Genomic DNA, 21,525 nt, shown 5'->3' on the forward strand with positions numbered 1-21,525 from the left:
GCTCCGGCCGCAGCCGCTGCTCCGGCCGCAGCCGCTCCCGACGCCGCCCGTCCGGTCCGTCGTAGCCGTTCGGTGTCGGAGGGCTCGGCGAGCCAGGCGGCGCCGACGGCGGACACCGCCGCTCCCGGTTCCGCCGCTCCGGCCGCAGCCGCTCCGGACACCGCCCGTCCGGTCCGTCGTAGCCGTTCGGTGTCGGAGGGCTCGGCGAGCCAGGCGGCGCCGACGGCGGACACCGCCGCTCCCGGTTCCGCCGCTCCGGCCGCAGCCGCTCCCGACGCCGCCCGTCCGGTCCGTCGTAGCCGTTCGGTGTCGGAGGGCTCGGCGAGCCAGGCGGCCCCGGCGGGGGACACCGGGACGACCCCGCAGCCGGAGCCCCCCCGGCGCTCCGCCCCCCGCAGCGACGACGCCCCCTGGCACAACCCGAAGCCCGCCTTCGAAGACCCCGGGGGGTCCCCGGCCGCACCCCTGGACCCCGGGGCCAAGCCGGAGGCCGAGCCCAAGGCCGAGCCCAAGCCCGGGGCTGAGCCCAAGGCTGAGGCCGAGCCCAAGGCCGAGCCCAAGCCCGGGGCTGAGCCCAAGGCCGAGCCCGAGCCCGAGCCCGCGGCCGAGCCCGGCACCCCCCAGCCCGATCCCGATCCCGATCCCGACACCACCGGAGGCGACGCGTGAACGACGTCCTCGACGTCGCCCTGCGACTCATCGCCGTCTTCGCCGTCTTCCTCGTGCTCCCGCTCGTCGTCGGACAGACCGAGCACAAGGTGATGGCGCACATGCAGGGCCGCCTCGGCCCCATGTACGCCGGCGGCTTCCACGGCTGGGCCCAGCTCGTCGCCGACGGCGTGAAGTTCGCGCAGAAGGAAGACATCGTCCCGGCCAACGCCGACCGGCGGATCTTCCAGCTCGCCCCCGCCGTCGCCCTGCTGCCGTACCTGCTCGTCCTCCTGGCCATCCCCATCGGGCCGGGCGAGGGCGCCGTCGGCCAGGTCATCGACGCCGGCCTCTTCTTCGCGCTCGCCGTCATGGGCATCGGAGTCCTCGGCTCCCTCATGGGCGGCTGGGCCTCCGCGAACAAGTTCTCCCTGCTGGGCGGCCTCCGTACGGCCGCCCAGCTGCTCGCGTACGAGCTGCCCATGCTGCTCGCCGCCGCCTCCGTGGCGATGGCCGCCGGGACCGTGTCCCTGCCCGGCATCGTCAACGCCTTCGAGTGGTGGTGGCTGCCCTGGCAGATCATCGGCGCGCTGGTCTTCTTCACCGCCGGCCTCGCCGAACTCCAACGGCCCCCGTTCGACATGCCCGTCGCCGACTCCGAGATCATCTTCGGCGCGTACACCGAGTACACCGGCCTGCGCTTCGCGCTGTTCCTGCTCGCCGAGTACGCCGGCATCGTCGTCCTGTGCGCCCTCACCACCGTCCTCTTCCTCGGCGGCTGGCACGGCCCCTTCGGCGGCGACGGCCTCGGCTGGGTCTGGACCCTCCTCAAGGTCGCGGTCCTCGCCTTCGTCGTGATCTGGCTCCGCGTGAGCTACCCGCGCCTGCGCGAGGACCAGCTCCAGAAGCTCGCCTGGACCGTGCTCATCCCCCTCGCGCTCGCCCAGATCGCGCTCACCGGCATCGTGAAGGTGGCGATCCAGTAATGCCCCCGATCCCCGGATCCGGCCTCGCCAAGGGCCTGGCCGTCACCCTGCGCACGATGACGAAGCGCGCGCACACCGCCCAGTACCCCGAGACGCAGCCCGAGCTCCCGCCCCGCAGCCGCGGGGTCATCGGCCTGTTCGAGGAGAACTGCACGGTCTGCATGCTGTGCGCCCGCGAGTGCCCCGACTGGTGCATCTACATCGACTCCCACAAGGAGACGGTGCCCGCCGCCACCCCCGGCGGCCGCGAGCGCAGCCGCAACGTCCTCGACCGCTTCGCCATCGACTTCTCCCTCTGCATGTACTGCGGCATCTGCATCGAGGTGTGCCCCTTCGACGCCCTCTTCTGGTCGCCGGAGTTCGAGTACGCGGAGACCGACATCCACGAGCTCACCCACGAGCGCGACAAGCTGCGCGAGTGGATGTGGACCGTGCCGGCCCCGCCCGCCCTGGACCCCGCCGCCGAGGAGCCCAAGGAGATCGCCGCCGCCCGCAAGGCCGTGGACAAGGCAGAAGCCGCGGCTGCCGCTGCCGCTGCCGAAGCCGCGGCCGCGGCCGCCGCCGCCCAGGACCAGCCGGCGGACACCACGCCCGGTACGCCCCCGACCACCCCGGAGGCCGACGCGTGAGCATCGCAACCGCCCCCCTGGCCGCCGCGGGCCACGGCTTCCTCTCGCCGACCGGCGTCGAGATCGCCTTCGTCCTCGTCGGCCTCGCCACCCTCGGCGCCGCCCTCGTCACGGTCACCACCAAGCAGCTCGTGCACGCCGCCCTCTGGCTGGTCGTCGCCCTCGGCGGGATCGCCGTCGAGTACCTGCTGCTGACCGCCGAGTTCATCGCCTGGGTCCAGGTCCTGATCTACCTCGGCTCCGTGGTCGTCCTCCTCCTCTTCGGACTCATGCTCACCAAGGCCCCCATCGGCCGCTCACCGGACGCCGACTCCGGCAACCGCTGGGTCGCCCTCGGCGTCGCCGGCCTCGCGGGCGCCGCACTCGTCTGGGTCGTGGTCGACGCCTTCCGCACCACCTGGATCGACCTCGACGGGCCCGCCCAGGGCTCCACCAAGGTCACCGGCGAGATCCTCTTCCAGCACTGGGTGCTCCCCTTCGAAGCACTGTCCGTCCTCCTCCTCGCGGCCCTCATCGGCGCCATCGTGCTCTCCCGGCGCAACACCGCCGCCGAGGAAGCCGCCGACGCCGCCGCCCGCACCGGGAAGGGCCGGCGCTGATGCACCTCGCCTACCCCGCCGTCCTGGCGGCGCTCCTGTTCGCCACCGGCCTCTACGGAGTGCTCGCCCGCCGCAACGCCATCCTGGTCCTGATGTCCGTCGAGCTGATGCTCAACGCCGTCAACCTCAACCTGGTGGCCTTCGACGTCTGGCTGCGCGACACCCTCCACGCCGGACAGGCCCTCACGCTCTTCACCATCGCCATCGCCGCCGCCGAGATCGGCATCGGCCTCGCGATCGTGCTGATGGTGTACCGCAACCGCGGCACCTCGGACGTCGACAAGCTGCGTGACACCGCCGAGGGCCACGAGCCCGCCCGGCCCGACGACAACACCGCCCGGCCGGAGGTCGCCGCGTGAGCACCACGACCCTCGCGGTCCTCGTCCCCGTCCTGCCCTTCCTCGGTGCGGTGGCAGGCCTGCTCCTCGGCCGCACCGCCCCCGGATTCGTGCGGCCGCTCGCCATCCTGCCGACGCTGGGCGCCGCCGTACTGGCCGTGTTCGTCGCCGTCCGCCAGGGCGGCGGCCCGCCCATCGAGACCGCCACCGAACTGACCCCGACCGGCTCGGTGCCCATCGACCTGTCGCTGTACCTGGACGGCTTCGCCGTCCTCGTCGCCGTCCTCGTCGGGGTCGTCGCCACCTGCGTACAGCTCTACTCGACGGCCTATCTCCGCGACGACCCGCGCTACCCCTCGTACGCCGCGCTCGTCTCCCTCTTCACCTCCGCCATGCTGGTCGTCGTCTACTCCGGCGACCTCATGGTGCTGCTCGTCGGCTGGGAGGTCATGGGCATCTGCTCGTACTTCCTCGTCGGCCACTACTGGGAGACCGAAGCGGCCCGCTCCGCCTCCCTCAAGGCCTTCCTCGTCACCAAGCTCGGCGACGTCCCCTTCCTCATCGGACTGTTCGCCCTCGCCACCGACGCCGACTCCTTCCAGATCACCAAGATCCTGGGCACCGTCGCCTCCGGTGGCCTCCACCACCCGACGCTGATCGCGCTGCTCCTGCTCGCGGGCGTCGCCGGCAAGTCCGCCCAGTTCCCGCTGCACACCTGGCTCCCGGACGCCATGGCGGGCCCCACCCCGGTCTCCGCGCTGATCCACGCCGCGACGATGGTCGCCGCCGGCATCTACTTCATCGCCCGCCTCCTGCCCGTCTTCGAGGCCTCGCGCGCCGCACTGGTGGTCATGGCCGTCATGGCGGCCGTCACGATGATCGGCTCCGCCCTCGCCGCCCTGGCACAGGACGACATCAAGCGGGTGCTCGCCTACTCCACGATCGGCCAGCTCGGCTACATGACCGGGGCCCTGGCCGTCGGCGACCGCGCGGCCGCCGTCTTCCACCTCCTGTCCCACGGCGCCTTCAAGGCGCTCCTCTTCCTCGGCGCGGGCGTCATCATCCACGCCGCCGGAACGAACTCCCTGGCCGCCATGTCCCGCATGGACGGCCTGGCCAAGCGCATCCCCGACGCCTTCTGGACGATGACGATCGCGCTGCTCGCGCTCGCCGCCATCCCGCCCTTCGCTGGCTTCTTCTCCAAGGAAGCCGTCCTCGTCGCCGCCGAGCAGACCGCGACCGGACACTCCGACACCGCGCCCGGCGCCGCCGGCTGGCTGGTGCTCGTCGCCGGTGTGCTGACGGCCCTGCTCACCGCCGCCTACGCCACCCGGCTGTGGCTGATGGCCTTCCGCGGCCGGGGCGCGGCCGCCCCCGACCACGGCAAGGAGCCCGTCGCCATGACCGGCGTGCTGTGGCTGCTGGCGATCCCCACGGTCGGCTTCGGCCTCGCCGCCGGACCTCTCGCCGACTGGTTCGGCGGCAGGGAGCTCACCCCGACCGTGGCCACCTCGGTCCTCGGCACCGGCGCCGCCCTCATCGGCGTGGTCCTCACCTACGGCCTCTGGCAGCGCGCCGCGGCCAAGGCCGCAGCCACCGCCGCCGTCACCGCCCGCGCCACGAGCGCACCCACCCCCGGAACGGCCCCCGCAGGCCCCGCCGCCGGCGCCCCCGTGCCCGCCTCCGTCGCCGCCGCCGAATCCGCCGCGCTTGCCGCCGTGGAGTCCGCCGCCGAGACCCCCGAGGTCGCCGAGGTCACCCACGAGCACCCCGTCGTCCCGGCCGGGCCCGCCCCCGACCCGGGCCGCGCGCTCCTCGGCCCCCTGCACCGCCACGCCGCCGACGGCTTCCACCTCGACGCCGTGTACAGCAGGCTGTTCGTCCGCCCCGTCCGGGCCGCCGCGACGCTGGTCCGCTTCCTCGACCGCGAGGTCGTGGACACGTACGTCCGCGGCGCGGGCGCCGGCCCCCGGCTGCTCGGCGCCCTCGTACGCCGGGCCCAGACCGGCAACGTGCAGAGCTACCTGAGCGCCCTGCTCGCCGGCGCCGTGGTCCTGGCGATCGCCACCGCCGTCCTCGCCAACGTCAACGCCGGATCGTGAGCCGTGAGTCAGCCGTGATTGATATCAGCCCGTCCGTGATGCAGTTCCTTCTGGCGTTCACCGTGGCCGTGCCGCTCCTCGGGGCCCTCGCGGCCCTGCTGCCCGCCCCGCCCGGCCTCAAGGGCAAGAACCCCGACCAGGCGGTCCTGCGCCACGGCGTCACCGTCACCGGAGCCGTCCTCGCCGCGGCGATCGCCCTCGCCCTGGGCTTCGACCACGACGCCCCGTCCCGCTTCCAGGCGACGACGGACATCAGCTGGATCCCGGCGCTGGACATCCGGATCCACCTCGGCATCGACGGCATCTCGCTCCCCCTCCTCCTGATGACCGCGCTGCTGTTCTTCCTCTGCGCGGTGTACAGCTACTTCAAGCTCCCCGAGGGCCCCTCCGCGAAGGCCTTCGTCTCCCTGCTGCTCGTCCTGGAGGCCGGCACCCTCGCCACCTTCGCCGTCCTCGACCTGCTGCTCTTCTTCCTCGCCTTCGAGATGGTCCTCATCCCGATGTACTTCCTCATCGCCCGCTGGGGCGGTGCTCAGCGGCAGGCCGCYGCCTGGAAGTTCATCCTGTTCACCCTCCTCGGCTCCGTGGTCATGCTCCTCGGACTGCTGCTGATCGGACTGAACAGCGGCACCTTCGACATGGTGGCACTCGCCTCTGACAACGGCCGCGGACTGTCCCACACCACCCAGATCCTGGCCGTCCTGGCCATCGGTCTCGGCCTCGCCGTGAAGACCCCGATGTGGCCGCTGCACAGCTGGCTGCCGGACGCCCACACCGCCGCCCCCACCGTCGGCTCCGTGCTGCTCGCGGGCGTGATGCTGAAAATGGGCACGTACGGCTTCGTCCGCATCCTGCTGCCCGTCACCCCCGACGGCATGCACACCTTCGCCCCGTACCTCGGCGCCTTCGCCGCCGTCGGCATCGTCTACGGATCCCTCGCCTGCCTGGCCCTCACCCGCAAGGGCAACAAGGGCGACCTCAAGCGGCTCATCGCCTACTCCTCCGTCGGCCACATGGGCTTCGTCCTGCTCGGCATCGCCACCCTGACCCCCACCGGGGTCAACGGCGCGCTGTTCGCGAACATCGCCCACGGACTGATCACCGGCCTCCTCTTCTTCCTGGTCGGCGCCCTCAAGGACCGCTACGGCAGCAGCGACCTCGACACCCTCGCCGGAGTCACCGGCGCGGCCCTCTACGGCCGCGCCCCCCGCCTCGGCGCGCTCCTCGCCTTCGCCGCCGTCGCCTCCCTCGGACTGCCCGGCCTGGCCGGCTTCTGGGGCGAGATGCTGGCCCTGTTCGGCGCCTTCGACCCGGCCGAGGGCCTGTCCCGGCCGGCCTTCCTCACCTACATGGCCGTCGGCGCGTTCGGCACCCTGCTGACCGCCGCCTACCTGCTGATCGTCGTACGGCGCGTCTGCATGGGCGACCCCGAGGCCGGTCCCGAGGTCTCCCTCGCGGACGTCCAGCACTACGAGTTCGCCGCCTGGACCCCGCTCGTCGCCCTCACCGTCCTCGCCGGCCTGTGGCCCGCGACCCTCCTCGGCCTCACCGACCCGGCCGTCCAGAAGCTCCTCGCAGGAGGCAACGCATGACGGCCCCCACGGTCCTCGCCGCCGACACCGCCACCCTGGTCCAGTCCGTCGACTGGCTCGCGATCGCGCCCGTGGTCGTCCCCGCCGCCGTCGCCCTGCTCGTCCTGGTCGCCGACCTCTTCGTACCGGAGGCCCGCAAGCCGCTCCTCGGCTGGATCTCGGTCGCCGGCCTGGCCGTCGCGACCGCCGCCCTGCTGCCGCTGCGCGCCGGGGACCGCACCACCTTCTGCCTCACCGGCGACCCCGGCGCGTGCAGCTACACCGCCGACCACTTCGCGCTCGTCGTGCAGTTCCTGGTGCTGGCCGGAGCCCTGGTCACCGCCCTCCTGTCGCTGACCGCCGTCCGCGAGGGGCGCATCCCGGCCGGCGAGTACTGGTTCCTGCTGCTCTCCTCCGCCGCCGGCGCGGCCCTGCTGCCCGCCGCGCGCGACCTCGCGACCCTGATCGTCGCCCTCGAAGTCGCCTCGCTGCCCGCCTTCGCCCTCGTCGGCATGCGCCGCGGCGACCGGCTCTCCTCCGAGGCCGCCCTCAAGTTCTTCCTGTCCTCGGTCACCGCCACCGCCGTGTCCCTGATGGGCGTCAGCTTCGTCTACGGAGCCACCGGCTCCCTGTACCTGTCCCAGGTCGCCGAGGGGCTCGAAGACGTCCCCGGGCAGCTCGGCAGCCTCGCCATGGCGGGCGTCGCGCTCACCCTCGTCGGCTTCGCCTTCAAGACGGCCGCCGTGCCCTTCCACTTCTGGGTCCCGGACACCTACGTGGGCGCCCCGCTGCCCGTCGCCGGCTACCTCTCCGTGATCGGCAAGGCCGTCGGTTTCACCGGCCTCGTCCTCGTCACCGTGATCGCCTTCCCGGCGTACTCCGACGTCTGGGGCCCGGCCCTGGCCGTCCTCGCCGCGCTCACCATGACCCTCGGCAACGCCGCCGCCCTGCGCCAGTCCCCGGACCGCCCCAACAGCGCCGTCCGGCTGCTCGCCTGGTCCTCCGTGGGCCAGGCCGGCTACCTGCTCGTCCCGATCGCCGCGGCCGCGTACTCGGACCGCGACCAGATCGGCTCCACCGTCGCCTACGCCCTGATGTACGCCACCGTGAACCTCGGCGCCTTCTCCGTGGCCGCCCTGGTCGCCCGTACGAAGCCGCTGAACCGCATCAGCGACTACCGGGGCCTGTACGCCGAGCGCCCCCTCGCCGCCCTCTCGATGGCCTTCTTCCTGCTCTGCCTGGCCGGCCTGCCGCCCGGCATCATCGGCCTCTTCGCCAAGGTCGTCGTCTTCCGGTCCGCCGTCGACGCGGGCCTGGGGTGGCTTGCCGTGCTCATGGCCGTCAACGTCGTCGTCGCCCTGTACTACTACCTGCGCTGGACGGCGCTCCTCTTCCGCCCCGCGCAGGAGGGAGCGCCCGAGGGGGCCGTACGCACGAAGACGCCCCCGCCGGTCAAGGCCGCGATCGCCCTCACCGCCGTCACCGCCCTGGTCCTCTCCGGAGCCCCCCAGCTGGTCCTGCGGTTCGCCTCGGGCACCCTCTTCCCGCAGTAGCCCGACGCGGCAACCCGAACGGAGCAACGCCCGCCGCCGCCCCCCGGCCCAGGCCACGGGGGCGGCGGCGCCGTCGTGCCCGGGGAACCAGAAGCCTCCACCTCGCGTTGACCAGGAAGGGAGGGTCCACTGGACCGAAAGACCCTGGGACAGGACGGGTTTCCCCTGCCGCACCACTTGGAGGGCGTACCGTGCACCGCCGGCACAACGGGCTGAAGACCGCCGTACTCCTCGGCGGGCTGTCCGCACTCATCATCCTCATCGGAAGCTTCTTCGGACGGGCCGGCCTGATCATCGCCGTCGTCATCGCCCTGGGGACGAACGCGTACGCGTACTGGAACAGCGACAAGCTGGCTCTACGCGCGATGCGCGCCCGGCCCGTCAGCGAATTCGAGGCCCCCGAGCTCTACCGGATGGTGCGCGAGCTCTCCACTTCCGCGCGCCAGCCCATGCCACGGCTCTACATCTCCCCGACCGAGGCGCCCAACGCCTTCGCCACCGGCCGCAACCCGCGCAACGCCGCCGTCTGCTGCACCGAGGGCATCCTGCGGATCCTCGACGAGCGCGAACTGCGCGGGGTCATCGGCCATGAGCTGAGCCACGTCTACAACCGGGACATCCTGATCTCGTCGGTCGCCGGAGCCCTGGCCTCCGTGATCATGTTCCTGGTGAACTTCGCCTGGCTGATCCCGATCGGCCGGTCCAACGACGACGAGGGCCCCGGCCTCTTCGGCATGCTGCTGATCATGATCCTCGGCCCGCTGGCCGCCTCCGTGATCCAGCTCGCCATCAGCCGCTCGCGCGAGTACGAGGCGGACGCCTCCGGGGCCCAGCTCACCGGCGACCCCCTGGCGCTGGCCAGTGCCCTGCGCAAGCTGGACGCCGGCACCAAGCAGCTCCCCCTGCCCCCGGAACCCCGGCTGGAGACGGCGAGCCACATGATGATCGCCAACCCGTTCCGGCCCGGCGAGGGGCTCTCCAAGATGTTCTCGACGCATCCTCCGATGGCCGAGCGCATCGCCCGACTCGAACAGATGGCAGGACGCAGCCAGTGAAAACCATCCTGAACGTCATTTGGCTCGTGCTCAGCGGGATCTGGCTCTTCCTCGGCTACTGCCTCGCCGGGGTACTGCTGTGCATCACCATCATCGGGATCCCGTTCGGCATCGCGGCCTTCCGCATCGCCGTCTACGCCCTCTGGCCCTTCGGCTACACGACGGTCGAGCGCCACGACGCGGGCGCCGGCTCCTGCATCGGCAACGTCCTGTGGCTGGTCCTCGCCGGCTGGTGGCTCGCCATCGGCCACATCGTCACCGGCATCGCCCTGTGCATCACGATCATCGGCATCCCGTTCGGCATCGCCAACTTCAAGATGGTCCCCCTCTCCCTGCTCCCGCTGGGCCGCGAAATCGTTCCGACGGACGCCCCCTTCGCCGCCCGCTGACCTGCTCCGCACCCCCCCGGTGGCCCTGCCTCCGGGGGTTTTCCACAGGCCTGGCGGACTGTCGGTGGCGTGCCTCACCATGAACACATGAACGAGACCGAGCAGTTGCTCCAGCAAGCCACCTCTCGCGTGAGCCCCTGCGCGCGCCGCTCCCCGAGCCGCGTGACAGGCCCAGCGGGCGGTACGGGGACCCGCCCGGCCGCACCCGTACGGCCTCGCCCCGCCTTCCTCCGGCCCCCGCGCCGCCGCCGTGTGCCGGAGCCCGCGCGGGGGAGCGGCGAGCCCCGGATACCGTCCCTCGGACCCGCTTCGGATCCCGTTCAGCTCCCGGAGCCTGAGCGGCGGCGCACCCCGTAGGACAGCGCCCCCAGCGCCAGCACCGCGACCCCCGTCACCGTCGAGACGAGGGGCAGCGCGCAGGCGAGCAGTACGCAGCCGGACAGCCCGACCGCTGCCACGGCCCGGTCCTTGACAGCTGAACCGAGAGTCCACGCGGAGGCGTTCGCGATCGCGTAGTAGGCCAGCACTCCGAAGGAGGAGAAGCCGATCGCGCCCCGCAGATCGACCGTGGCCGCGAGCACCGCCACGACCGCGCCCACGGCCGCCTCGGCACGGTGCGGGACCTGCCGCCCGGGATGAACGGCGGCCAGCGGACGCGGCAGATGGCCGTCCCGGGCCATCGCCAGGACGGTCCGCGACACCCCGAGCACCAGGGCCAGCAGGGAGCCCAGCGCGGCCAGCACCGCCCCCACCCGTACCACCGGCACCAGTGCGGGCCACCCGGCCGCCCGCACCGCGTCCGCCAGCGGCGCCGTCGACCCCGCCAGCACGTCGGCCCCGAGCACCGACAGCACCGCCACCGTCACGGCGGCGTACACACACAGGGCGATTCCCAGCGCGATCGGCACCGCGCGGGGGATCGTGCGCTCCGGATCGCGCACCTCCTCGCCCAGGGTGGTGATCCGGGCGTAGCCCGCGAAGGCGAAGAACAACAGCCCCGCCCCCTGCAGCACCCCGACCGCGCCCGGGTCCGTCCCGCCGAGCCGGCCGGACTGCGCCGCCCCCGACGTCAGGCACGCCACCACCACCGCGGCCAGCACGGCCAGTACCGCCACCACGATCAGCCGGGCCGTCCGGGCGGACTTCCGCACCCCGCCACAGCCCGCCGCGGTCACCGCCACCACCGCCAGGGCGGCCACGACGTGCTCCCGTCCGGGCCACACGTACGCACCCACGGTCAGCGCCATCGCCGCGCAGGAGGCCGTCTTGCCCACCACGAAGCCCCAGCCGGCCAGGTACCCCCAGAAGGGACCGAGCCGCTCGCGCCCGTACACGTACGTCCCGCCGGAGGACGGGTACCGGGCGGCGAGCCGCGCCGAGGAACGGGCGTTGCAGTAGGCCACCAGGGCCGCCACCGCCAGAGCGGCGAGGAGGGCGCCGCCCGCCGCCCGCGCCGCCGGGGCCAGGGCCGCGAAGATCCCGGCGCCGACCATCGCACCCAGCCCCACCACCACCGCGTCCGACACGCCCAGGGTGCGTCTCAACTCGTTGTCCACGCGCGGAGGATAATCGCCCTAGATGACGCCCTCCCGGCCGGGAAGCGGCGTCCGCGTGCGCTCCCAGCCCTCCAGAGCCGTCAGACAGGCGTGGTCGAGGTGCCGCAGCCCGCTGAGGTCGAGGCGCACCGACGCGGCGTGCGGTACCGCCTCCAGGGAGTCCAGCAGCTTGGGCAGCTTCAGGAAGCTGGCGTTCCCCACGACCCGGACGCACAGCTCCTCGCCCTCCCAGACCTCCTCGATGTGCACGTGGGAGGTCTCCCAGGCAGCCTTGGCCACGGCGAGCCCCAGCCCGACCAGCACCCCCTCGAACAGGCTGGTCGCCACGATGGCGACGGCCGTCGCCAGCAGCACCACGGCCTCCCCCCGGTGGGACCGCCACAGGGCGGCCACCGCGCGCGCCGGCAGCAGCTTCCAGCCCGCGTGCAGCAGCACCCCGGCGAGCGCTGCGAGCGGCACGGCCTCCAGCACCCCGGGGAACACCGCGGCGAACGACAGCAGCCAGGCGCCGTGCAGGATCCGCGAGGCCCGGGTGCGGGCCCCGGCCTCCACGTTGGCGGAGCTGCGCACGATGACGGCGGTCATGGGCAACGCCCCGAGCAGACCGCAGACGGTGTTGCCCACCCCCTGGGCGATCAGCTCCCGGTCGTACTCGGTCCTGGCCCCCTGGTGCATCCGGTCGACGGCCGCCGCGCTGAACAGGGTCTCGGCCGAGGCGATCAGCGCGAGCGCGATCACCGTTCCGACGGCCCCCGCGGACGCCAGCACCCCGAAGTCGTTCCAGTCGGGCGGCGCCACCGCGTCCAGCACCCCGGTCACCCGCACCCGCTCCACGGGCAGCCGCAGCAGCGCGGCCGCGGCGGTGGCGGCGGCCACCCCGACGAGCGCCCCGGGCACCGGCAGCCATCGGGGCGGCAGCCGCCGCCAGAGGACCAGGACCGCGATGGTCCCGGCGCCGAGCGCCACCGCCGCCCAGTCCGCCCGCGCCCCGAGCTCGTGCATCGCGCCCAGCTTGGCCAGCGTCCGCCCCGGCGCCTCGACGCCGCCCAGGGCGTAGAGCTGTCCCACGATCAGCACCAGCCCGATTCCGGCGAGCATCCCGTGCACGACGGCCACGGAGATCGCCCGGAACCACCGGCCCAGCCGCAGCGCGCCCATGACGAGCTGGAGCAGCCCGGCGGCCAGCACCAGCACCCCGAGCGCGGGCAGTCCGTAGGCGCTCACGGCCTCGTAGACCAGCACCGTCAGCCCGGCGGCCGGGCCGCTGACCTGCAGCGAGCTACCCCGGAACCAGCCGGTCACCAAGCCGCCGACCACCCCGGTGACGATCCCCAGCTCGGCCGGCACCCCGGAGGCGACGGCCACCCCCACGCACAGCGGTAGCGCGACCAGCGCCACGACGACGGACGCCCCGAAGTCCGCTCGGAAACTGCCGGCCCCAGGCATGCGGGGACCCCCTGTCACGCGGTGGTTGATGTTTCACCCAGCGTGACGGGCGCACCGGCCCGCGCCTAGTGACCATGAGGGGGCCGCGGAGGAGCGTGCGCCGTTCACGCCGGGCACACGCCCTGACGAGCGCCGACACGACGAAGGGCACAGCGCGGGCGGCCGCCGAGGAAGGCCTCGGCGATCTGCCCCCGCTGTGCCCCGCGGGTCCGCTCAGTGGCGCGTCACAGGCGCCGGTCAGCGGTAGTTCACGAACTGGATCGCGAAGTCCAGGTCCTTGCCCTTCAGCAGGGCCTGGACGGTCTGGAGGTCGTCGCGGCTCTTGGAGCTGACGCGCAGCTCTTCACCCTGGACCTGGGCCTTGACGCCCTTGGGGCCCTCGTCCCGGATGATCTTCGCGACCTTCTTGGCGTTCTCCTGGGAGATGCCCTCCTCGATCGTCGCGAAGATCTTGTACTCCTTGCCGGACAGCTGCGGCTCGCCGGCGTCCAGCGCCTTCAGCGAGATGCCGCGCTTGACCAGCTTGGTCTCGAACACGTCGAGGACGGCCTTGACGCGCTCCTCGGAGTTCGCCTCCATCAGGATCTTCTCGCCGGACCAGGCGATCGACGCGCCCGTGCCCTTGAAGTCGTAGCGCTGCGACAGCTCCTTCGAGGACTGGTTGAGGGCGTTGTCGACCTCCTGCCGCTCGACCTTCGAGACGATGTCGAAACTGGAGTCGGCCATGTGCTGTGGCTCCTTGAAGTCGGCTGTGATGTGCCCCGGAGGGCGCGGCCGGACATCCCCGGACCGCTCCGCAAAGCCTAGCCACCGCACCGGCGCGCGGCGCTGATCAATCCGGTGGCTAACCACCCCCGAGCATCGGGTATTGTTTACGTCGTTGCCAAGGAGCGCCGCCGAAAGGCGGAAAGATGGCAGCGATCTTGGCGGTGTGCCCGAGTGGCCAAAGGGAGCAGACTGTAAATCTGCCGGCTCAGCCTACCCAGGTTCGAACCCTGGCGCCGCCACGCGAGTGGAACCCCCGTTCATCTGCGGAAGCGCAGTGGGCGGGGGTTTCTTCGTACACCCGCCCGCCCGCACCGGTCTACGCGGCCGCCGGATCGGTCACCGTCAGGTGGTACGTGGTGTCGACCCAGAAGCCCTGGGTGTCGGCCGCCTGGATCTCCAGGACGAACTGACCCGCCGGAAGAGGCGCGAGAGCGCCCCACAGACCCCAGGCGACCCGGGGTATGCCCATGCTCAGGAACGGCTTCGAGGTGAACTCGCTCAACGGCAGGGGAGTGCTGTTCAGCGCCGCGCAGGCCCGGGTCGCGTCCAGGCGCCACGGCTTGGTCACGAAGGGCACCACCGGCCGCTGGGTGTTCAGGACCGGGAAGAACAGCCGCGGTCCCGCCGGGACGCCGCACCGGCGCACCACCCGGCCGCCGAAGGTGCCCGCCAGGAACCACAGGTCCGACGGCTGCCGCCACCCCGCGTAGGCCCCTGTCGTATCGGCCACGGGGCTCTCGTCGACCGGCGCGGACAGGGCCCACTTCCACCACCTGGCGGCGAGCCGGCCACCCTCCGCCGCACCGATCCGCCAGTCGCCCTCGCCCATGCCCCGACCCCACCGCCTCGCACGACCGCCCCCTGCGGCCGATTCCGGGGTGACCCTATCGGGCCACTCGGGCGCACCGATGTGGACGGACCGTCGTTCACGGGGCGTGACATGGACATCGGACACACGGGGGAAGGTCGGCGGCGGCGTGCTGGCCGCCCTGCTCGGCGCGGGCATCCCGGCCCTGCTCGGAGCGACGCTCCACGGGCACGAGGGGGAGCCCTACCGGGAAACCCGCCTCTACTTCGGCACCGAACGCCCCGGCGGCAGGGACCCCGTCGCCCGGAGCGAGTTCATGCGGTTCCTGGACCGGGAGGTCACCCCCGCCTTCCCCGAAGGGCTGACCCTCCGGGACGGACACGGCCAGCGGAGCGGACCCGGCGGCGCGATCGTCCGCGAAACCTCGTACGAAGTCGTCCTGCTCTACCCCGAGAAGGAGGCCGAGGAACGCGACACCCGCGTCGAACGGATCCGCCGGACCTACCGGGAGCGCTTCCGGCAGGAATCCGTCGGCCGCTCCGACGACAAGCTGGAGGCCGGCTTCTGACGGGCACTCGGAACGCGCCGCGCCCCCGCCCTCAGTTGCCCGCCACGTCCTTCACCGCCACCGACACCGGCTTCGAACCCGACACCAGCTCCAGCGTCAGACCGGCCGTCGCCGGAGTCTCCACCAGCTCCGCCAGCACCGCCGCCACGTCCTCACGCGGCACCGAGCCCCGGCCGGTGTGCGCCTCCAGCCGGACCAGACCCGTACCCGGGTCGTTCGTCAGCGCGCCCGGCCGCAGGATCGTCCACTCCAGCCCCAGCCGCGTGCGGACGTGGTCGTCGGCCTCGCCCTTGGCCCGCAGATAGACATCGAAGACCTCGTCCCCCTCGTGGCGGGAGTCGGCGCCCATCGAGGACACCATCAGGAAGCGCCGCACGCGCGCCCGTTCGGCGGCGTCGGCGAACAGCACCGCCGCGCCCCGGTCCACGGTGTCCTTGCGCTCGACGCCGCTGCCCGGACCGGCCCCGGCGGCGAACACCGCCACGTCCGCGCCCTGCAGGATCCCCGCCACGTGCTCGACCGAAGCCGACTCCAGGTCGCACAGCACCGGTTCGGCGCCGGCCGCCCGCAGATCGGCGCCCTGCTCCGGATCACGGATGATGCCCGCGACCTCGTACCCGCGCGCGGCGAGCAGGGGCTCCAGCCGCAGCGCGATCTGACCGTGTCCACCCGCGATGACGATGCGCATGTCCCGACCGTACGACGGACCGGGCGCCCACGCCCGCGAACGGCCCGCGGACGCTCAGGGCCCGGACTCCGTACGGCCCTGCCTGGGCAGGTCCAGGGCCACCGCCACCGCCGAATCGCAGTACTCGCGTACGGCACTCGTCCGGGCTACCACCCGCCCCCGATGGATCACGATCCTGCTGTACGCGAGGGACAGCACCCCCGCGATCCGTTCCCCGCGCACGGCGAGCAGCTCCGCCGGGAACCCCGCCTCCACCCGCACCTCCGGCAGGCCCATGGCCTCGCGGGCGGACGCGCTCACCGCGTCGTAGGCCTCCGCGGGGCGCAGCCCGCCCTGGGAGGCGAGCAGGTACGCCGCTTCCAGCGGATCGCCCCGGCCGACCGGGTTCCCGGCGTCCCGCAGCGCCCCGCTGCCGGCGGCGACCCGGACCCCGGCCGCGCGCAGGAGGCGTACGGGGGCGGTGCGCAGGCCGCGGCGCTCCAGGGCGGCGCAGTCTCCCTGGGGCAGGCAGGTCACCCGCACCCCGGCCGCGGCGAGCTGGTCGGCGGCCCGCGCGGCCGCGTCCAGCGGCAGCCGGGACAGCCCGCCGCACGGGCCGATGGTCACCCCGGGGCGCAGCCCCCCAGCCATCGCCGCGAGGCGGGCGAGACGGCCCGGGTCGTCACCGTCGGTGTGCAGGTCGACGGGGCAGCCGTGCTCTGCGGCCAGTTCGAGGACGGCTTCGAGGAAGCCCGTCGGGTCCGGGTCCAGGTCGGGGCAGCCCCCGATCACCGAGGCGCCCATCTTGACGGCGTCGCGCAGCATGGCGAGCCCGTCGGCGCCGGCCACCCCGGTCAGCAGCCGGGGGACGGCCACCGTGGTCAGGTCGGTGAGGCCGCGCAGCGAGCGGCGGGCCTGGAGCGCGGCCTCCATGGGCCCCAGGCCGTGCACGTCCCCGATGCGCACGTGGGAGCGGAGGGCGGTGGCGCCGTGGCCGAGCTGGAGCAGCGCCGCCTCGGTGGCCCGGCGCTGCACGCCGTCGGGGGCGTACGAGACGGGGCCCTCGCCGTCGGCCGTGAGGGCGGTGTCCCCGTGGGCGTGCGGCTCGGCGGGGGCGGGCAGGAGCAGGTACCCGCGCAGGTCGACCCGGGCCATGGCCGGCGCGGGGAGGCTGCCCGCCGTCCCGACGGCCTGGATCCGGCCGCCGCCGAGCCGTACGTCGACGGTGCGGCCGTCGGTGAGCCGCGCCCCGGCGAGGAGGAGGCCGGTCGCCTCGGGGGCGGGGTTGCCGAGGGGGTCACGGGCCGGGTCGCGGGAAGGGCCTTCGGCGGGGTTCCGCGGGGAGTGGGACGGCTGCTGCGGCTGGCTGTCGGACATCGCGCTCCTGCGGGGGCTCGGGCGGTTCCTGTGCCGTGGCCGCAGCCCGCGGCCCAAGATCACGCAGCGTGCTCAGAGCCTAGGGCGCGGGGGTCCCGGGTTCGCGGAAGAGCTCAATAGTCGTACCGGTGTGGTGCACATGCGTCCGGCGCCCGGGTGGGGGGAGGGGCGGGGGAGAGGGGGGCGGGGCGTCCGGACCCGGGGTGCGGCCCCGGAATGATCGCCGGGGTGTGACACCGGGCACATTCAGGGGTGAAAGTGGGTCGGGAGGGGGTGTGGGGTCGGTGGGGAAAGTCCTGGTCCCGGCTTCCGAGCCCAGTCCCCCCAAAGGATTTGGGCGATCGGCTGGCAACCGTGTAATGTCTTCCTCGCTCGCCCCAATAGCTCAGTCGGTAGAGCGTCTCCATGGTAAGGAGAAGGTCTGCGGTTCGATTCCGCATTGGGGCTCTGGTGAGAGAGGTTCCCCACCCTCGGGTGGGGAACGGATCTCATCAAAGCGGCGTAGCTCAGTCGGTAGAGCAAGCGGCTCATAATCGCTGTGTCACCGGTTCAAGTCCGGTCGCCGCTACACCCAGTAGCCGATTGCGGGGTCGGTCTCCCGATCGGCTACTCTTTTATGCGTTCATCCGTCCCATAGTCCGTCAAGGAGCACTCACGTGGCTGCCACCGACGTCCGCCCGAAGATCACGCTGGCCTGCGTGGAGTGCAAGGAGCGGAACTACATCACCAAGAAGAACCGGCGTAACAACCCGGACCGCATGGAGATGAAGAAGCACTGCCCGCGCTGCAACTCGCACACCGCGCACCGCGAGACCCGCTGATCCTGGCGAAGTCTTCAATATAGGCACCGTCATGAGGTCGTCCCCTTCAATGGGGGGCGGCCTTGTGTCGTTTCTGCTCCGGTTTCTTGATCGTCGATCGATGATCGTCGGTCGGTCGTCCGCAGCCTTTCGTGTCCCTTCAACAGGAGGTAGTGAGCCATGGCCCTCGACCAGACCTTCGTGGGGCGGACGTACCCGCCCACCGAGCCGTACGAGGTCGGCCGGGAGAAGATCCGCGAATTCGCGGTAGCGGTGGGTGACGAGAATCCCGTCTACACCGACCCCGAGGCCGCCAAGGCGTTCGGTCACCAGGATGTGATCGCCCCGCCGACCTTTGTGTTCGCCATCACTTTCGCGGCCGCGGGCCAGGTCGTCGAGGACCCGCAGCTGGGGCTGGACTACAGCCGCGTCGTGCACGGCGACCAGAAGTTCGCGTACGTCCGCCCCGTCCGGGCCGGCGACCGTCTCACCGTGACCTCCACGATCGAGGCCGTGAAGTCGCTCGCGGGCAACGACATCATCGACATCCGCGGCGAAGTCCACGACGAGTCCGGCGAGCACGTGGTGACCGCCTGGACCAAGCTCGTGTCCCGCGCCCCCGAGGAGGCCTGAGATGACCGCGCAGATCCAGTACGCAGACGTCGAGGTCGGCACCGAGCTGCCGGCGGCGTCCTTCCCCGTGACGCGCGCCACCCTGGTCCGCTACGCCGGGGCGTCGGGTGACTTCAACCCGATCCACTGGAACGAGAAGTTCGCCAAGGAGGTCGGACTGCCGGACGTGATCGCGCACGGCATGTTCACCATGGCCGAGGCGATCCGTGTGGTGACCGACTGGACGGGCGACCCGGGTGCGGTCGTCGAGTACGGGGTGCGCTTCACCAAGCCCGTGGTCGTCCCGAACGACGATCAGGGCGCCCTGATCGAGGTCACGGCGAAGGTCGCCGCCAAGCTGGACGACAAGCGCGTACGGGTCGACCTGACGGCGATGAGCGCGGGCCAGAAGGTCCTGGGCATGTCCCGCGCGGTAGTCCAGCTGGGCTGAGGGACGGCGTCGGGGTCGGGGGGCCGGGGCGGGGTCGGGTGGGGGTGCAACCCTGTGCGGGCCTCGCGTGCTGGGTGGGGTCGGGGGTGGGCGGTGCACCCTTGATCCGGATCAGGGGTGGGCTGGGGGGCTTCCCGCCAGTCCACTGTCCTTCCGTGTCGGGCCGGCCCGTCAAGGGCGCTCCTTCGTCGCGTCGCTTCGCGATGGCCTTCGGCCACCCTTGACCGACCGTCCCGCCACGGAATGCCAAAGACTGTCGGGAAGCCCCCAAACCCTCCCTGATGCGGGCCAGGTCGAGTCCCGCCGCCCCCCGACCCCGCTCCGCCACTCCACGCCCCCACCCCCTTGACGTAGTTAGTAAGTGAGCACTAACTTCGGGGCATGGCAAGGATGAGTGCAGAAGAGCGGCGTGAGAGCGTCATTCGGGCGGCGGCCAAGGAGTTCGCTCGCGGGGGGTACTACGGGACCTCCACCGAGGCGATCGCCAAGCAGGTCGGTGTTTCGCAGCCCTACCTCTTCCGGCTCTTCCCGAACAAGCAGGCCATGTTCCTCGCGGCGTCCGCGCGGTGCCTGGAGACCACCCGGGCCGTCTTCGCCCGGGCGGCCGAGGGGCTGGAGGGTGAAGAGGCCCGGAGCGCGATGGCGGACGCGTACATGCGGCTGATCGCCGAAGACCCGCACGTGCTCCAGATGCAGCTCCAGATGTACGTCACCGTCTCCGCCGCGGAGGCCGCCGGCGACCACGAGCTCGGCGAGCTCGTGCGGGAGGGCTGGCTGAAGTTGTGGGACACCGTGACGGTGCCGATCGGTGGCGACCTCAAGGAGACCACCACCTTCATGGCCTACGGGATGCTCATCAACACCCTCACCGCCATGGGCTTCCCGCCCGGCCACCGAGTCTGGGAAGGGCTCCACCCCTCGGGCGGGCCCGACGGGGCTGTGGGGAAGCCGGTGGGCGGGAGTGCCGAGTCGCCCCGGTCCGTACCCCCCGCGCAGTAGCCACCCCGCCCCACCCGCGCGCCCCACGCGCCCGCCGGCCCCGAACCCGGGCCGGTTTCTGCCCTTCCAAATTAGTTAGCAATAACTAACAATCAGGGGGAATCGTGAACCAGCAAGACCGGCTCAGCAGGCCCGCGGTGTGGGCCCTCGTCCTCACGGGGGCCGCCAGCTTCATGGCCGCGCTCGACAACCTCGTCGTCACCACCGCCCTCCCCGCCATCCGCGCCGACCTCGGCGGCAAGCTGGAGGACCTGGAGTGGACGGTGAACGCCTACACGCTCACCTTCGCCGTCCTGCTCATGTTCGGCTCCACCCTCGGGGACCGCTTCGGGCGCCGTCGGCTCTTCATCGCCGGACTCGCCGTGTTCACCACTGCCTCCGCCGCGGCCGCCCTCTCACCCGGGATAGGCCAGCTGATCACCGCCCGCGCCGTCCAGGGCGTCGGGGCCGCCGTCATGATGCCGCTGTCCCTCACCCTGCTCACCGCCGCCGTCCCGGCCGCCCGGCGCGGCATGGCGCTCGGCATCTACGGAGCCGTCAGCGGTCTGGCCGTCGCCAGTGGTCCGCTGATCGGGGGCAGCCTCACCGAGCACATCTCCTGGCAGTGGATCTTCTGGCTCAACGTGCCGATCGGCCTCGCCCTGATCCCGCTCGCCCGCCTGCGCCTCGCCGAGTCCACCGCCCCGAACTCCCGCCTCGACGTTCCCGGCACCCTCCTCATCAGCGGCGGGCTCTTCGGGGTCGTCTACGGACTGGTCAACGCCAACGCCCACGGCTGGACCAGCGCACCCGTCCTCACCGGCCTGATCGCGGGCGGCGCCCTCATCGGGGGCTTCGTCCACCACGGCTTCAACAGCGCGAACCCGATGCTCCCGATGCGGCTCTTCCGCAGCCGGGGCTTCTTCGGGATCAACTTCGCCAGCCTGCTGATGTACCTCGGCATGTTCGGGTCGATCTTCCTGCTCAGCCAGTTCCTCCAGGGCGTCGCCGGCTACTCGCCCACCGAGGCCGGTCTGCGCATGCTGCCCTGGACCGGCATGGGGATGATCGTCGCCCCGATCGCGGGCATCGTGTCCGACCGGATCGGCGGCCGCCCCGTCGTCGTCGCCGGGCTGGCCCTCCAGGCGATCGGCCTCGGCTGGTTCGCGCTGGTCCTCGCTCCGGACGTCTCCTACGTCGCCCAGCTCCCCGCCCTGGTCCTCAGCGGGATCGGCATGTCCCTGTACTTCGCCCCGGCCAACAACGTGCTGATGTCCACCGTCGCCCCCGCCGACCAGGGCAAGGCCTCAGGCACCAACAGCGCCCTCCGCGAGGTCGGCGGAGCCCTCGGCGTGGCAGTCCTGGCCTCGGTCTTCTCCACCCGGGGCGGCTACGAGACCCCGCAGGCCTTCACCGACGGGACCGTCCCCGCCCTGTGGATCGGCGCCGCCGCGGTCGCCCTGGCTGCCGCCCTGGCCCTGCTCCTGCCCCGCCGCTCCACCACCCGGGCCGCCCGGGCCGCCCAGGCCGCCCAGGCCACGCAGTCCGCCCAGGCCACCCCCGCCCCCACCGCGGCCGTATCCACGGACAAGGTCCCCACCACCCGCTGAAGCCCCGGACGAGA

The 21,525-nt window shown here is 72.5% G+C and carries 21 protein-coding genes, 3 tRNA genes and 1 pseudogene; 19 read left to right on the plus strand and 6 right to left on the minus strand.

The features are described 5' to 3' along the window. The 10 genes and pseudogenes from AB4039_RS10045 to AB4039_RS10090 all read left to right on the plus strand — a co-directional run. Positions 1-669: pseudogene (locus tag AB4039_RS10045) on the plus strand (NADH-quinone oxidoreductase subunit C); the annotation flags it as partial. Beyond that, complete coding sequence (locus tag AB4039_RS10050) at positions 666-1,634, plus strand: complex I subunit 1 family protein (protein ID WP_266841093.1); 969 nt, start codon at positions 666-668, stop codon at positions 1,632-1,634. The pseudogene AB4039_RS10045 and the gene AB4039_RS10050, both read left to right, overlap by 4 nt. Further along, positions 1,634-2,263 (plus strand): NuoI/complex I 23 kDa subunit family protein, encoded by a 630-nt coding sequence (locus AB4039_RS10055; RefSeq protein WP_442270529.1) that lies wholly within the window; start codon positions 1,634-1,636, stop codon positions 2,261-2,263. Before AB4039_RS10050 ends, AB4039_RS10055 begins: the two co-directional genes overlap by 1 nt. Next, positions 2,260-2,862: an NADH-quinone oxidoreductase subunit J gene (locus AB4039_RS10060; protein WP_266841097.1), complete on the plus strand. Its 603-nt coding sequence runs from the start codon at positions 2,260-2,262 to the stop codon at positions 2,860-2,862. Before AB4039_RS10055 ends, AB4039_RS10060 begins: the two co-directional genes overlap by 4 nt. Continuing rightward, complete coding sequence (gene nuoK / locus AB4039_RS10065; protein ID WP_030241213.1) at positions 2,862-3,221, plus strand: NADH-quinone oxidoreductase subunit NuoK; 360 nt, start codon at positions 2,862-2,864, stop codon at positions 3,219-3,221. Before AB4039_RS10060 ends, nuoK begins: the two co-directional genes overlap by 1 nt. Then, positions 3,218-5,302, plus strand: coding sequence for an NADH-quinone oxidoreductase subunit L (locus tag AB4039_RS10070; RefSeq protein WP_266841099.1), 2,085 nt, complete (start codon positions 3,218-3,220; stop codon positions 5,300-5,302). The genes nuoK and AB4039_RS10070 overlap by 4 nt, the downstream gene beginning before the upstream one ends. A 38-nt stretch (positions 5,303-5,340) precedes the next feature. Next, positions 5,341-6,894 carry a complex I subunit 4 family protein gene (locus AB4039_RS10075; RefSeq protein WP_442270555.1) on the plus strand — a complete coding sequence of 518 codons (1,554 nt, stop codon included), beginning with the start codon at positions 5,341-5,343 and terminating at the stop codon, positions 6,892-6,894. Next, complete coding sequence (locus AB4039_RS10080) at positions 6,891-8,426, plus strand: NADH-quinone oxidoreductase subunit N (protein ID WP_442270530.1); 1,536 nt, start codon at positions 6,891-6,893, stop codon at positions 8,424-8,426. Before AB4039_RS10075 ends, AB4039_RS10080 begins: the two co-directional genes overlap by 4 nt. Before the next feature lie 191 nt (positions 8,427-8,617). Beyond that, positions 8,618-9,481 (plus strand): zinc metalloprotease HtpX, encoded by an 864-nt coding sequence (gene htpX / locus AB4039_RS10085; protein WP_266841103.1) that lies wholly within the window; start codon positions 8,618-8,620, stop codon positions 9,479-9,481. Beyond that, positions 9,478-9,870 carry a YccF domain-containing protein gene (locus tag AB4039_RS10090; RefSeq protein ID WP_266841105.1) on the plus strand — a complete coding sequence of 131 codons (393 nt, stop codon included), beginning with the start codon at positions 9,478-9,480 and terminating at the stop codon, positions 9,868-9,870. The genes htpX and AB4039_RS10090 overlap by 4 nt, the downstream gene beginning before the upstream one ends. Positions 9,871-10,190: 320 nt before the next feature. Here AB4039_RS10090 and AB4039_RS10095 read toward each other — a convergent pair whose 3' ends face one another. The 3 genes from AB4039_RS10095 to AB4039_RS10105 form a co-directional block, all read right to left on the minus strand. Beyond that, positions 10,191-11,426, minus strand: a complete 1,236-nt coding sequence (locus tag AB4039_RS10095; RefSeq protein WP_442270531.1) for an APC family permease — start codon at positions 11,424-11,426, stop codon at positions 10,191-10,193. A gap of 18 nt (positions 11,427-11,444) precedes the next feature. After that, the gene (locus tag AB4039_RS10100; RefSeq protein WP_442270532.1) at positions 11,445-12,872 is read right to left on the minus strand and encodes a SulP family inorganic anion transporter; all 1,428 of its coding nucleotides are present in this window, start codon (positions 12,870-12,872) and stop codon (positions 11,445-11,447) included. 237 nt (positions 12,873-13,109) lie between these two features. Beyond that, positions 13,110-13,598, minus strand: coding sequence for a YajQ family cyclic di-GMP-binding protein (locus tag AB4039_RS10105; protein WP_266841108.1), 489 nt, complete (start codon positions 13,596-13,598; stop codon positions 13,110-13,112). 199 nt (positions 13,599-13,797) lie between these two features. Here AB4039_RS10105 and AB4039_RS10110 point away from each other — a divergent pair. Next, positions 13,798-13,879: transfer RNA gene (locus AB4039_RS10110), tRNA-Tyr, on the plus strand. A 77-nt stretch (positions 13,880-13,956) separates the two neighbouring features. On the opposite strand, the gene AB4039_RS10115 is transcribed toward AB4039_RS10110, so the two are convergent. Continuing rightward, positions 13,957-14,469 (minus strand): hypothetical protein, encoded by a 513-nt coding sequence (locus tag AB4039_RS10115; protein WP_266841109.1) that lies wholly within the window; start codon positions 14,467-14,469, stop codon positions 13,957-13,959. A gap of 106 nt (positions 14,470-14,575) precedes the next feature. Between AB4039_RS10115 and AB4039_RS10120 the strand changes: the two genes are divergently transcribed. Then, a complete protein-coding gene (locus AB4039_RS10120) occupies positions 14,576-15,016 on the plus strand; it encodes a DUF3574 domain-containing protein (protein ID WP_266841110.1) in 441 nt (146 codons plus the stop codon). Between the two features lie 31 nt (positions 15,017-15,047). On the opposite strand, the gene AB4039_RS10125 is transcribed toward AB4039_RS10120, so the two are convergent. Next, positions 15,048-15,704, minus strand: a complete 657-nt coding sequence (locus AB4039_RS10125; protein WP_442270533.1) for an SDR family oxidoreductase — start codon at positions 15,702-15,704, stop codon at positions 15,048-15,050. A 54-nt stretch (positions 15,705-15,758) separates the two neighbouring features. Beyond that, positions 15,759-17,060: an amidohydrolase family protein gene (locus tag AB4039_RS10130; protein ID WP_266841112.1), complete on the minus strand. Its 1,302-nt coding sequence runs from the start codon at positions 17,058-17,060 to the stop codon at positions 15,759-15,761. A gap of 374 nt (positions 17,061-17,434) precedes the next feature. Between AB4039_RS10130 and AB4039_RS10135 the strand changes: the two genes are divergently transcribed. The 7 genes from AB4039_RS10135 to AB4039_RS10165 all read left to right on the plus strand — a co-directional run bounded on the left by AB4039_RS10135 (position 17,435) and on the right by AB4039_RS10165 (position 21,511). Next, positions 17,435-17,507: transfer RNA gene (locus AB4039_RS10135), tRNA-Thr, on the plus strand. A gap of 48 nt (positions 17,508-17,555) precedes the next feature. Further along, positions 17,556-17,628, plus strand: a tRNA-Met gene (locus AB4039_RS10140). Between the two features lie 88 nt (positions 17,629-17,716). Continuing rightward, complete coding sequence (gene rpmG / locus AB4039_RS10145) at positions 17,717-17,881, plus strand: 50S ribosomal protein L33 (RefSeq protein ID WP_007265873.1); 165 nt, start codon at positions 17,717-17,719, stop codon at positions 17,879-17,881. Positions 17,882-18,040: 159 nt separating this feature from the next. Then, positions 18,041-18,493 carry a MaoC family dehydratase N-terminal domain-containing protein gene (locus tag AB4039_RS10150; protein WP_030241242.1) on the plus strand — a complete coding sequence of 151 codons (453 nt, stop codon included), beginning with the start codon at positions 18,041-18,043 and terminating at the stop codon, positions 18,491-18,493. 1 nt (position 18,494) lies between these two features. Next, positions 18,495-18,923 (plus strand): MaoC family dehydratase, encoded by a 429-nt coding sequence (locus AB4039_RS10155; RefSeq protein WP_030241244.1) that lies wholly within the window; start codon positions 18,495-18,497, stop codon positions 18,921-18,923. A gap of 381 nt (positions 18,924-19,304) precedes the next feature. Beyond that, the gene (locus tag AB4039_RS10160; RefSeq protein WP_442270534.1) at positions 19,305-19,922 is read left to right on the plus strand and encodes a TetR/AcrR family transcriptional regulator; all 618 of its coding nucleotides are present in this window, start codon (positions 19,305-19,307) and stop codon (positions 19,920-19,922) included. Positions 19,923-20,026: 104 nt separating this feature from the next. Further along, entirely contained in the window at positions 20,027-21,511 is a 1,485-nt protein-coding gene (locus AB4039_RS10165) for a DHA2 family efflux MFS transporter permease subunit (protein WP_442270535.1), read from the plus strand. Positions 21,512-21,525: the final 14 nt, after the last annotated feature.

The organism is Streptomyces sp. M-16, assembly GCF_052114405.1.
Classification (GTDB): domain Bacteria; phylum Actinomycetota; class Actinomycetes; order Streptomycetales; family Streptomycetaceae; genus Streptomyces.